At 56.0% G+C, this 12,589-nt stretch carries 11 protein-coding genes; 6 read left to right on the top strand and 5 right to left on the bottom strand.

The window, feature by feature from the left end; translation table 11 throughout:
• Position 1 precedes the first annotated feature (1 nt).
• The gene (locus ACN0VD_RS04345) at positions 2-382 is read right to left on the bottom strand and encodes a VOC family protein (RefSeq protein ID WP_417591999.1); all 381 of its coding nucleotides are present in this window, start codon (positions 380-382) and stop codon (positions 2-4) included.
• 126 nt (positions 383-508) lie between these two features.
• On the opposite strand from ACN0VD_RS04345, the gene ACN0VD_RS04340 reads away from it, so the two are divergent.
• Together ACN0VD_RS04340 and ACN0VD_RS04335 are read left to right on the top strand one after the other, a co-directional pair.
• On the top strand, positions 509-1,282 hold the full coding sequence (locus ACN0VD_RS04340) for an SDR family oxidoreductase (protein ID WP_417591997.1): 774 nt from the start codon (positions 509-511) through the stop codon (positions 1,280-1,282).
• Positions 1,283-1,393: 111 nt separating this feature from the next.
• Positions 1,394-2,326, top strand: coding sequence for an SDR family oxidoreductase (locus tag ACN0VD_RS04335; RefSeq protein ID WP_417591995.1), 933 nt, complete (start codon positions 1,394-1,396; stop codon positions 2,324-2,326).
• A gap of 102 nt (positions 2,327-2,428) precedes the next feature.
• On the opposite strand, the gene ACN0VD_RS04330 is transcribed toward ACN0VD_RS04335, so the two are convergent.
• The 4 genes from ACN0VD_RS04330 to ACN0VD_RS04315 form a co-directional block, all read right to left on the bottom strand.
• A complete protein-coding gene (locus ACN0VD_RS04330) occupies positions 2,429-3,418 on the bottom strand; it encodes a HupE/UreJ family protein (RefSeq protein ID WP_417591993.1) in 990 nt (329 codons plus the stop codon).
• The gene (locus tag ACN0VD_RS04325) at positions 3,415-4,230 is read right to left on the bottom strand and encodes a peptidyl-prolyl cis-trans isomerase (protein WP_417591991.1); all 816 of its coding nucleotides are present in this window, start codon (positions 4,228-4,230) and stop codon (positions 3,415-3,417) included. The genes ACN0VD_RS04330 and ACN0VD_RS04325 overlap by 4 nt, the downstream gene beginning before the upstream one ends.
• Before the next feature lie 91 nt (positions 4,231-4,321).
• Positions 4,322-6,211 carry a DUF3604 domain-containing protein gene (locus ACN0VD_RS04320; RefSeq protein WP_417591989.1) on the bottom strand — a complete coding sequence of 630 codons (1,890 nt, stop codon included), beginning with the start codon at positions 6,209-6,211 and terminating at the stop codon, positions 4,322-4,324.
• An 88-nt stretch (positions 6,212-6,299) separates the two neighbouring features.
• Positions 6,300-7,907 carry a phytoene desaturase family protein gene (locus tag ACN0VD_RS04315; protein ID WP_417591987.1) on the bottom strand — a complete coding sequence of 536 codons (1,608 nt, stop codon included), beginning with the start codon at positions 7,905-7,907 and terminating at the stop codon, positions 6,300-6,302.
• Between the two features lie 200 nt (positions 7,908-8,107).
• Here ACN0VD_RS04315 and ACN0VD_RS04310 point away from each other — a divergent pair, with 200 nt between their 5' ends.
• The 4 genes from ACN0VD_RS04310 to sufB all read left to right on the top strand — a co-directional run.
• Complete coding sequence (locus tag ACN0VD_RS04310; protein ID WP_417591985.1) at positions 8,108-9,925, top strand: DUF885 domain-containing protein; 1,818 nt, start codon at positions 8,108-8,110, stop codon at positions 9,923-9,925.
• A 273-nt stretch (positions 9,926-10,198) separates the two neighbouring features.
• Positions 10,199-11,041, top strand: a complete 843-nt coding sequence (locus ACN0VD_RS04305; protein ID WP_417591983.1) for a DUF6597 domain-containing transcriptional factor — start codon at positions 10,199-10,201, stop codon at positions 11,039-11,041.
• Between the two features lie 127 nt (positions 11,042-11,168).
• Positions 11,169-11,690, top strand: a complete 522-nt coding sequence (locus tag ACN0VD_RS04300) for an SUF system Fe-S cluster assembly regulator (RefSeq protein WP_417591981.1) — start codon at positions 11,169-11,171, stop codon at positions 11,688-11,690.
• Positions 11,691-11,734: 44 nt separating this feature from the next.
• The coding region (sufB, locus tag ACN0VD_RS04295; protein ID WP_417592330.1) for a Fe-S cluster assembly protein SufB at positions 11,735-12,589 on the top strand (855 nt) is incomplete at its 3' end.

The following is a 12,589-nucleotide window of genomic DNA, read 5'->3' as shown; positions in this document are numbered from 1 at the left end:
TTCAACCCATGCGGTGCAGCGCGCAGAGCTTGTTGCCGTCGGGATCGCGCAAATAGGCGAGGTAAAGTTTCATGCCCGGATTGTCGCGAACCCCGGGTGGGTCTTCGATCGCGGTGCCGCCGGCTTCGAGGCCGGCCTTGTGCCATGCATCAGCCTGTTCGGGGCTTTCCATGGCAAAACCGACGGTCATGCCATTGCCACAGGTGGCATCCTTTCCATCAATCGGGGCGGTGACCATGAAAATATTGTCATTGTGAATATACATCAGCCGCCCTTTCGGATCGACCATGGCTTCGGGGCCGCCGACGCTTTTAAACAAGGCGTCATAGAATTGCTTTGACCGGTCAAGGTCGTTCGAACCGACCATCATGTGACTGTACATTACACTCTCCTTTGTTTCGGGCTAGACTTTCGGGCGAGTTTCGGCCCGCAGGCAATCTTGCTCTTGTTCTAGTCGGTTCGCATCTTTAAGCGAGTGATTAATTTATTCAAGCGGGACAAGATCAAAATGATATTGAAAGACAAGATTGTCGTCATTACCGGGGCTGCCAGCGGTATCGGGGCGGCCATGGCTCGTCGTTTCGCTGCTGAAGGGGCAAAGACGATTGTCTGTGCTGATCGTGATCTTGCAGGTGCGCAAACCGTTGCCGACGAAATTGGCGGCGTCGCGATCACGACCGACGTGTCTTTGGCAAAGGATATCAGCCATCTGATTGAAACGGTCGAATCCGATATCGGTCCGATTGATCTGTTTGTTTCCAATGCCGGTATCATCACCGGCGGTGGTGTTGAAGTGGACGATGCGGACTGGCAGAATATCTGGGACATCAATGTTCTGGCACATATCCGGGTCGCACGGATATTGGTGCCCAAAATGCTGGAACGTGGCGGCGGCTATTTGCTCAACACTGCCTCGGCAGCCGGGCTTCTGGCGCAAATCGGTTCCGCACCTTATTCGGTCACCAAACATGCTGCGGTCAGTTTCGCCGAATGGCTGGCGATAACCCACGGTGCCGAAGGGTTGAAGGTCTCGGTCCTGTGTCCGCAAGGTGTCGATACGCCGATGATCGCCGGAATCGATACATCGACCGTCGCAAAGGACGGAATAATCAGCGCGGAGGGTGTGGCCGATATCTGTGTCGAGGCAATTGGCGATGAGCGGTTCCTGATCCTGCCACACCCAAAGGTGGGGGATTATGTCAGGCAGAAGGGCGCCGACCCAGAACGCTGGATTTCGGGTATGCAGCGCTGGCAGGCGATGCTGACCAAAGAGGCTTCCTGACAGCGTTTTGACAGAAACGGTCCCCTAACAAAAATGTCCTGACAAAAAGGAGCATTGGGAACCGGCTTTTTCGGCTCTAGCGTTGCTGCAAATGCAAGAGGAGAGAATATCATGGCATTAGTATCAGTCGTGGGTGCAACCGGTCGGCAGGGTCTGGCACAAATACGGCAATTGGCAGCAGCCGGTCACAAGGTTCGCGCCTTGTCGCGCAGTGAAAACCCCGATCTGGGCGGTTCCAATGTAGCGGATGAATGTCGCACGATCGACCTTACCGATGAATCGACGTGGGTGCCGGCGTTCGAAGGATCGGATGCCGTTTTTTATACCCACCCGCTGCAAGCGCGGGAAGATCGTGCCTCAATGGTTGGCCGGGTCGCCGCAGCCGCCAAGGAAGCCGGTACCGAACGTTTTGTCTGGAACACGTCGAGCTGGATTCCGGAGCGCCCCGGTGATCCGTTCACTTATGGCAACAACACAATCGCGGTAAACGAGATTTTCCGTTCCGGAATGCCGGCGACCGTATTCGGTTCGGTCCTGTTCATGGACAATCTGCTAACCAACTGGGCGCGGCCGTTCATCGTGAACGAAAGGCGCTATGTCTATCCGCACAAGGCAACGCTTCAAGCCAACTGGATCAGTCTGGACGATGTTGGCAAATGCATGGTCGCGGCGATGGATCGCCCCGACTTTGAAGGCTCGTGGCTCAACATCGGCGGGCCACAGCGTCTGAGGCCACCGGAAGTAGCGGAGACCCTGTCCCGCGTGTTTGGGCATGAAATCAAATATGATCCCTGCACACCTAAGGAATTCGGCGACTATCTGGTCGAAGCCTTTGGCGACGATGTGCCACCGGAAAATCGTGAAACCATGGCTGCCGGGATCACCGCCTTCTACGAATATAATAACAATAACGAAACAAGGCCCTTTGAAGTGGACACTGACTTCATGCAGCAGCGGTTACCGGAAGTTGAATTTGAAACGCTCGAAGAATGGGCCGCTCGCCAGGACTGGTCCGACAATGCACATCGTCCGCCAGCGGGATAATTTGCTTCACAAATATTGTTGATTGACTGAATATACCGGCCTTCGTCCCGAAATTTGGGACGAAGGCCGGACTCTATGCGGGGATGGCACCAGGGCCGATCATCAGCTAACCATTCGTTCAATGAGCCAGTAGGTGGAGATGCTTCCGATGCCATAGGCCAGGGCGGTTTTGGTCGGCTGCAACCACTGGATGCGGACTTGCCGAATCCCGTACAGCGCCGCCAGAGCAACGGCGACAATGGCCAATTGGCCGAGTTCGACGCCGAGATTAAATGTCAGCAAGGCGAGCGGGACATCCCCTTCGGGCAGGCCGATTTCTGCGAGTGCACCCGCGAAACCGAAACCGTGGAGCAAGCCGAACAGAAAGGCGACGATCCATGGAAAGCGTTCGGACAGCCGGAAATCGCCAGGTCTGGATTTGACGACCTCGACGGCGAGAAAGACGATCGATAGCGCAATCACGGCCTCAACCGGCTGCGATGGCAGTGACAGCAAGCCGAGGGTTGTCCCGACCAAGGTGAGGCTGTGGGCGATGGTGAAGGCGGTGACGGTCTTGGCTACGAGCCAGCCGCCCTTGAGCAGCAGAACCAGCGCCAGCACGAAGAACAGATGGTCGAAGCCGAGCAGGATATGTTCGATGCCGATGATCGTATAGGTCGCCGCGACATTGGAGATTATCGAGGGCTTGGCCAGGGTGGCAATCGGCTGGTCCGGCGTCAGCCGCACGGTCTGCATGGCGGCGTCGATCGGTGCAATACGAACCAGCGCATCAGTGGTCGAAAGTTCCAGACCCTTGAGACCGATAGTCTGGCCCTGCACCGACCCGTCGCAGAGCAGCGAAAGGCGGGTGAGGATATTGCTGGCCGCAAATTCACGCTGAGACTCGCCATCAATTTTGCAATTTTTGGGTATCATGACTTCGCCACTATGGCCAAGACGCGAATTGGCCGATGCTTTCCACAGCAGAGACCATTGGCCCGGTGCCTGTTCGGTCATTTCGATATAGGCCGGACGCAGTTCATCCGCGCGGGCCGCGGTCGGGCAAAGGGCAAGCGCCAGACAGGTCCACAGGACAGCGCACCAGCGATTCATGGTCGGCCGGCCACCGTGATTTCATATTGTGCCCGGTAGCGGGCAAGTGCTTTTTCTTTCTGTTCGGCCTGTTGCGCCGCGCGCCACTCGGTGACAACCCGCTGCCGGACATCGTCCAGTCTAGCCGCTTTGCCAGGTGCCTTCGCGGTGACCTTGACCGCATGAACGCCAAAACCCGATGTGACAGGGCCACTCCAGACGCCGGTTTTCAAGCCCTCCAGTTGTCCGGCAAATTTATCGCCAAACTGGCGGCCGATTTCTTCGATGCTGGCTTGCTTTAGAGTCTCTGGCAGGGAAATGGATTGTGCAAAGGCCGCGGCCCCGGTGCCGGCGTTCAGTTGATCGATCCGTTTGCCAGCTTCTGCCCCGCTAATCCGGCCGAGATAGATTTGCTCGAAATCATAGAGCGGAGACAAAGCATATTTGTCAGGATCCTTGTCCATCCATTGCTGGAGCATAGCATCGGTCGGCGCGACATTATCAACCTCTTGGCCATCGACGAAGCGCATCTTTGTGAAGAGTCGACGCCGGATCATGGGGTCATTTTTGTCGAGCCCTAATCGCAAGGCTTCGCGATAGTATATTTCTTCTGCGATTTCCTGATCGATCAGGCTGTCCAGTTCGGTCTGGGTCGGGGCGCGTCGAAAATTTCGAACCCAGTCCGACCGTAACCGGGCGATATCCGTTTCATCGATGCTGATCGTATAATCTGCCGGATCTCGGCTACTGCCGGTGGCCCAGAAGAATGCAAAGATCAGGAGCGCCCCGCCAAGAAAATGGACCAGCGGTTCTCGGATAAATTTACGCAACATATATCATGTAACCCATTATATTCAGTCGCAGCCAGTCGATGGATCACGGAGCTGTCGGGGGACGGGCGCCGTGAGATAAGGTGAAGCTGGCTTATGCGGTCGGTGTATACCAGATCGGCGAGCTATAGGCCCGTTCCTGCTGAATTTTGATCACGTCATCAGGCAAGGTCAGACTGAATTTGAGCGCATCATAGACCGGCCATGTCGGCGTCGGGATTTCCAGCACGCGCACATAATAGAATGCATTTTGCGCAGCATTGAAATCGGGATCCTGCCAAAAGGTTACCAGTTCGGGTGCACCGGTTGCATTGTCCCAGGTGCCCTTGGTCAGATCGACCGTATTGGGAACAGGGTTTAGCTTGCCATCTGCCCCGAGCTTGCGGGTATCCGCGCCGCTCCAGCTGACATTATAGATTTTTTCCTGGCTCTTGCCGGTCGCATCGACCCAACCCTTGATAACCTGAACCCGATCGAGGCTGGCGCTTTCCGGGTCCATCAGTGCGCTGATCAGGAATTTCGGTGCTTCGCCGTTACCGCCACTCAGATCGCCGCCCATCGGCACGCCCTTGGCATAGCCGGCTTTGACCAGATCACTGATATCGTCGGCAGTAAAATCAAAGCCGCCGAAGAAACGGACCTGCATCCGCGGGCCAGTGGTTGCATAGACTTCGCGGCGCATCATCGCATCGAATATGGCTTCGCGCGTGTTGCTTGTCGCCCAGACAGCCGCGTAGCCGCTGGACAGATAATGCCAGCCGAAACGGCCTTCACGGGTCCCGAGATTCTGGGGGTCTAGCGCGCGCGCCTTGTTGTTTGCTTCGTTTCCGGTGTGCTTGCCAAAGAAATTATTCTCGTCGGCAGTCGCCAGCGAGGTATGGCTGTCGGTCGAACCGATCATTCCGAATTTGAAGGGATTGGCGCCGACGGAAAGCGTCAGTTCAAGGCCCCGCTTCAATGCTTCTCGGACATAGCTGCCGCCATAGCTTTCAGGCGGCATATCCCTCGTACAGCTCAAGTTGCATTTGTCCCAGCCAGCAACGCCGAAATCGGCAAATTCGTCATTGGGAGACAGAAACGGGTGCGTTTCGCTATCCCCCTTGATCTGGGTCACCTCGACCAGCGGTTCGCGCAGAGCGCGGGTTTTGATATAGGCCGCGTCAATCGGACTGCCGTCAAATTTGTTCATTGCGAACATCCGGCCATTGGAAACATTGCTGTTGTGCGGAATGGCCAGCACCTTGCCACCGGTATTTTTTTCATAGGCGTCCATATAGGCCCAGAGCTTTTCCGGGTCCTGCGAACCCAGCGCGCCATAAGGGACGGTATCGCCCATTTTTTTTGGACCGTCACGGAACATGACAACCCGGTGGAGATTGTCGCCATCCGGCATCGAGGTAAATTCAAAGCCCATGAACGCCGTGAATTTCCCGGGTTCATTATACTGGTCGACGGTCTCGCCATGTTTTTCCCATAGGTCCGCTGTGCGTTCCCGCGATTGTTCGGGATCAGTAAGCGATTCCGGCAGCGTGCCCTTGGCCGCACCGTCGATGAGCTCTGCCGTCACCCGCAAGGATCCCTCGTCGCTCTCGTTCATCATGTCATGCCAGCGGAGCAGGAATTTATTGGTGAGCAGTGCGATCCGCGGCGCTTCCATGATCGCCTTGGTTGCGCCCATCGCGTCGCTATGGTCGGCGATCACCAGAAAATCGAGAGGCCTTGATAATTTGGCCTTGGCACCTTTGCTGGCTGTGACTTCTTCTCCGCGCGCAAATCTGAGAGCATTCTCAGCGTCCAGCCGATTGCCAAATCCGAATGCGTCGATGCTGTTGTCAGTGTGGAGATGGGTATCTCCCCAGTAAACCTGCTCAGGATATTCGGTGTTGGTAACCTCTGTACTGCCGTCGTCATCGTTATCGATTTTCGAACAGCCCGATAAAGCCAGAGCAGCCGTGCATGCTGCCCACATCAGTGATTTACGCATAATTGAGTCTCCCCTCCCAATATCCTGAAGCTATCCGTCTCTGGGCGTGTGTGCAATAGGCAGTCGATTTCGCTAGCCTGACGTAGCGTCAGCCGAACCATCGGCCCAAAAAGCTGCGGTCCCCTATGACCGCTTTGGCGGCATTGTGGCCCGGCGCGCCGGTTACGCCCCCGCCCGGATGGGTCCCGGAACCACACATATAGAGATGCTTGAGCGGTCCTTTGTAATTGGCTGAACCGACGACTGGCCGCGCCGCCCAAAGCTGATCGAGAGACATGCGACCGTGAAATATATCGCCGCCGACCAGACCGAATTTTCGTTCCAGATCGAGTGGAGACAGCGCCATCTGTCCTAATATTAGCTTGCGAAAGCCGGGCGCGTGATCTTCGACAACCGTCAGTATCGCCTCTACCGCTGCATCGCGCTCCTCGTTCCAATTGCGGCCCGTTGGCAGTTCAGGCGCAAATTGCTGGCAGAACAGACTGGCGACGTGCTGATCAGCTGGCGCAAGGCTATCGTCGACGAGGCTTGGGATCAGCATTTCAACAACCGGCTTGCGCGACCAGCCCCATCGGCGCGCGTCTTGATAGGCCCGATTCATATAGTCCAGTGAGGGCGCCATGATGATCCCGGATTTCAGATGATCCCCGTTACCGGGAAGGTCGGTGAATTCGGGCAGGCCGTCCAGCGCCAGATTCATCCGGAAACTGCCAGAGCCACATCGATAGCCAGCCATCATCTGGCGGAAATCATCGGGGAGGTCTGCGGCGTCGATCAACCGGTCATAGAGCAGTTTCGGGCCGACATTGGCGATGATCTTTCGCGCATGAATCTGCTCGCCGTTTGCCGTGCATATACCAACCGCGGTGCTGTTCTCGACCAGAAGTTTTGCCACCGGAGTTTCGAGGCTGATCTCGACTCCCGCTTCATCGCAAGCCTCGGCCATCAATTGCGTGATCTGGCCCATGCCGCCGACTACATGACCCCATTGGCCCTGCTTGCCGTTTACTTCGCCGAAGACGTGGTGCAGCAAAACATAGGCGCTGCCCGGCGTATCCGGGCTGGCGTAATTGCCGACTATCGCATCAAAACCGAAGGCGGCCTTGATCGGAGCGCTTTCAAACCATTGGTCGAGCAGTTCGCGTGCGCTCAGCGTGAACAATTTGATAATTTCATGCTGTTTCAGCACCGACAGTCGGGCGAACTGGCGGGCCGTCCGGATTCCTGCCAGCAGGGAACGCGACCGGTCGCCGGCATTTGGAGGAATTTCCAGCGCCAGATCGCGCAATATGACTGCCGCCGATTCCAGCATGTCATAATATTCCGGCAACCGCGCGGCATCGGTCTTCGAGAAACGCGCAATCTCCTGCTGCGTGGCCGCGAGCGAACCGCCGACGAGCAGATATTCCCCGCCACCAAGCGGCAGAAAGTTGCTTCTGGGCCGTTCGATTACGCGGTAGCCGCGTTTCACCAGTTCCATATCGGTGATGATTTTCGGCTGCAGCAGCGAGACCGTGTAGCTCGCCGTGCTGTTGTGGAAACCGGGATGGAACTCTTCGGTTACTGCTGCGCCACCGATCACGCCGCGCGCTTCCAATATGCGCACCTTCATCCCGGCGCGGGCAAGATAATAGGCGCAGACCAGACCGTTATGGCCCCCGCCGATGATCAACGCGTCCAGTGGATGTGCGTGCATGATGGTTCGGCCTAACAGCGGTCAATCGCCGCAGCAACCCACAATCCTCCGGGTCAAATCACCCTGTTCCGGATCGACAGGCCCCCCGATCGACGAGATGCGTTTCTATTTGCTATGCCGGCGACAGAAAAGCGGATTTGTGCAAATCCTGTCGGGATGATAGGGCCAAGAGCATCCCAATTGCACAAGGAATATATGGAATGAGATATCTGTTGCTGACCGCTGTTTCTGTTCTGGCGCTGGGCGGCGTCACGGTCGGGCCGGCAAGCCATGCACAGGCTCGCGAAGCTACGGTTCCGGCCAAGGCAGACGTCAATGTGGAACTGTCCGAGTTTTTCAAACAATATGATGATCAGGAACTTGCTCATTCTCCGATGTCGAAAGCCTATCGCGGGATAAGGGACGCCGATTATGGCAAATGGAATGACCCGAGCGATGCTGCGGAAATAGCGGAATATGAACGTGGCCAGGCCGCTCTTGCGGAGATGAAGACCGGATTTGACACCGATCAGCTCAATGCGGACAGCCGATTGAGCTATCGTCTGTTTGAAGCGCGGGCCGAACGATCGACCAACGCCTTTCCGTTTCGTCACAATGCCTATATTTTTGATCAGATGAACGGCGCGCAAAGCCAGATTCCAGCGTTCATGATCAATATCCATCGGGTGTCGAATCAAGCGGATGCGGAAGCCTATGTTAGCCGGCTTGATGGCGCTGGTCCGTTGATCGAGACGCTGGTCGTCCAGTCGGCGGAGCGGGCAAATAAGGGCATTATCGTGCCAGACTGGGTGTTCCCCTATGTGATAGCCGATGCCAGGAATGTGATCAGCGGTGCCCCCTTTGGCGATGGACCGGATTCGCCCATTTATGCCGATCTCAAAAAGAAAGTGACGGCACTGGATATTGCCGATGCGGAAAAAGCGAGTCTTATATCGCGCGGTGAAACAGCGCTGAACGAAAGTCTCAAGCCAGCCTATGAGAAGCTGATCGCCGAGATGGAACGCCAACAGGCCATGGCGGTCGACGGTGACGGTATCTGGCGTTTCACCGATGGCGCCGCCTATTATGCCGAGCGGTTGAACAACTATACCACCACCGATTTGACCGCAGACGAAATCCATCAAATCGGCCTCGATAATGTCGCGCGCATTCACGGGTTGATGCGCAAAATCATGGCGGATGTCGGTTTTGACGGCAGTTTGCAGGATTTTTTCCAGCATTTGCGGACCAGTGACGAATTTTATTATGATACACGCGAGGCCTATCTGGCGGATGTCGACAGCAAGCTGGCTGCGATGACAGCCAAGCTGCCTGAATATTTCAACACACTGCCGAAAGCGCCACTGGTGATCAAGCCGGTTGAGGCGTTTCGCGAAAAATCTGCGGGCAAGGCGTTTTATAACAGTCCCGCAGTCGATGGTTCGCGTCCCGGGACTTATTACGTCAACCTCTATAATTTGCGGAGCATGTCGAAAACCGAACTGGAAGCGCTGGCCTATCACGAAGGACTGCCCGGCCATCATTTGCAGCGGTCGATTCAGACCGAATTGGGAGATTTGCCACCATTCCGGAGATTTGGCGGATGGACTGCCTATACCGAAGGCTGGGGTCTCTATTCGGAGGAACTCGGCAAGGACATGGGTTTTTATGAAGATCCCTATAGCGATTTCGGCCGGCTCGGGATGGAATTGTGGCGGGCTTGCCGGCTGGTTGTCGACACCGGCATCCATCACAAGCGCTGGAGCCGTGAGGAAGCGATCCAATATCTCACAGACAATACGCCTAATCCCGAAGGCGATATTCGCAAGGCAATCGAGCGTTATATCGTCTACCCTGGACAGGCGACCGCCTATATGATCGGAAAGCTGAAAATACTGGAGCTTCGCAACCGGGCACAGGACGCGTTGGGGGACAAGTTCACCATGGGCGAATTCCATGACGTGATTCTGAAAAGTGGTCCGGTGCCGCTCGACATCATGGAAGAAAGGGTGAATTCCTGGATCGAGGCGAAAAGCTGAGTTGGCACCGCAATCGGGAAAGATGGCCTAAATAGTCAAATGCTCCCGATGAATCTGTCGTATTTGTCCAATTAATCTGCACTCTCGCAAGTGCATAGGGGCTCTGCGACCCTGAAGGCTCCGACCATCGCATTGCGAAGGTTCGAGAGTTCTTTTCCTTATCGGCCTGGCTATTATTTTAGTCAGGCCTTTTTTTTACCTTTGTTTTCTAGCTATAATGGCGCATCGGTAGACTATCTGAACTTGAGGGGGGACAGATAAAGGGGTCGTAATTTGGTTAGTTTGAGATATTTCGCGCCTGCGGAAGACGTCCGGGACCTTGTCTCGGTTTATTATTTGTTCGAGGTACAGGAGCCACGTTTCGCCGATAACGAGCGGGCCGCTATCGCACAGATTCGCTTTTTGCTGGAAGGCGAGGCGGTCCTGAGTTTTGCCAATGGTAACAGTTTCCCTGCTTCCGGTGCGATGCTGCAGGGGCCTTCGACCGGGGCGATGCATTTTGATGTGACGGGACCGTTCCGCATGTTCGGGGTCGGCATTTTGCCCGCTGGTTGGGCGATTTCTACCCGGAAATCGGCAGCGGACTATACCGATCGGGCCGTCAACGCCGCGGAAGTTTTTACGCAGGAAATTGAAAAGAACCTTGAATATTTGCGCAGTTGCCAGACTCCCGAAGAGATGGTGGCCTGGGCGGACAAGATTTATCGGGCGCTGAAACCACGGCTGAAGCCCGAAACCGCAGCGTTCACCAAAATGATCGACGAGTGGCTGTCGTCGGAACCCTCGCCGCCGGTCAGCAAGTTGATGGAACGGTCTGAGCAAAGCTCTCGGCAGGTGCTGCGCACGGTGAACAAGCTCTATGGCATGCCGCCCAAATATTTGGCGCGCAAATATCGCGCTTTGCGGGCAGCGCGGGCCTATGCCGAGCATAATGAAGAAGAATTGCTCGAACTGGTCGACGCCTTTTACGATCAGTCACACATGATTCGCGAAGTAAAATTTTTCGCCGGCGTAACCCCGACCCAGTTGCGGGTGGGAGAGGGGGAGACCGCCCGGCTGATTGATCAGCGCAGTGACTTGAAGGGTAAGATTGCAACGCTGACTTCCGATACGTGATTGGAAGAATTGGAAGCATGTTTTTGCCTTTTCTCGCATCCCTTGAAGCCGCGCTGTGCTTGCAATGTTGGATAAATGAGACTAAATCGGTCTTGTTTGGTTTTTAACCCCCAGCGATTCGAGAAATATGCGCCTTTCCAACCTTGCCGACTATGCCGTAGTCCTGATGTCCGCCGCCGCGCGCCATTGTGGTGCTGCGCTGCTCGCGGAAGGCAAGCTCAACGCAACCAAGCTCTCGCAGGAAACCGGCGTCCCGCTGCCCACCGCGAAAAAACTGGTCAGCCGCTTGACCGCCGCCGGCCTGTTCGAATCAACCCGCGGTATCGGCGGCGGTATCCGGCTGGCCCGGCCGCCGTCATCAATCAGTCTTGCCGATATTGTCGAGGCGGTCGAAGGCCCGCTGGCGATCACCTGCTGCACCATCGACGGCAATCATGATTGCGTGCTGGAGAGTGGCTGTACAGTGAAGCCCCATTGGGGCGTGATTAACCGGACGATCCGCCAGGCGCTGGACGATGTCAGCCTGGCGAGCCTGTCGGATTTGCCTTCAACAAACATGAACCACCGCTCGTCTCGATTGAAATCGAGAGACGGTGACAGCGGGCGGAGTGTCTCGACTTCGCTCGACACGAACGGGATAATGCTATGAGTGATTCAGTCAAAACCTCTGACTATGATGCCGAGCGCACGGAAATGAACGCCGAGGCGCAGGAAGCGGTCGACAAGGCCAGCACCTATGAATTCGGCTGGTCCTCGGATATCGAGCAAGATTTCGCGCCCAAGGGTCTGAACGAAGAAACCGTCCGGTTCATCTCCGACAAGAAGGGCGAGCCACAGTGGATGCTCGACTGGCGTCTCAAGGCTTTCCGCCAGTGGGAAAAGATGGAATCGCCGGACTGGGCGAAGCTGGAAATCCCGATGATCGATTATCAGGATGCCTATTATTACGCCGAGCCCAAGGCGAAGGAAAAGCTGGGCAGCCTCGACGAGGTCGATCCGGAAATATTGCGGGTCTATGAAAAGCTGGGCATCCCGATCGAGGAACAAAAAGTGCTCGCCGGCGTCGAAGGCGCGCGCAAGGTTGCCGTAGACGCTGTGTTTGACAGCGTGTCGGTGGCGACCACTTTCCGGCAGGAGCTGGAAGAAGCGGGCGTCATTTTTCGGTCAATTTCCGAAGCAATCAAGGAATATCCTGACCTTGTCCGTAAATATTTGGGCAAAGTTGTGCCAATGCACGACAATTATTTCGCCACGCTCAATTGCGCCGTGTTTAGCGATGGCACCTTTGTCTACATTCCCAAGGGCGTCCGCTGCCCGATGGAGCTGAGCACCTATTTCCGGATCAACGCGGAAAATACCGGCCAGTTCGAGCGCACCCTGATCGTTGCCGACGAAGGCAGCTATGTCAGCTATCTTGAAGGCTGCACTGCGCCGATGCGCGACGAGAACCAGCTGCACGCCGCCGTGGTCGAACTGGTCGCGATGGATGATGCGGAGATCAAATATTCGACCGTGCAAAACTGGTATCCCGGCGACGAGAACGGCAAG

The organism is Parasphingorhabdus sp. (assembly GCF_048267785.1).
Classification (GTDB): domain Bacteria; phylum Pseudomonadota; class Alphaproteobacteria; order Sphingomonadales; family Sphingomonadaceae; genus Parasphingorhabdus.
This window is presented reverse-complemented; position numbering and strand designations above follow the sequence as displayed.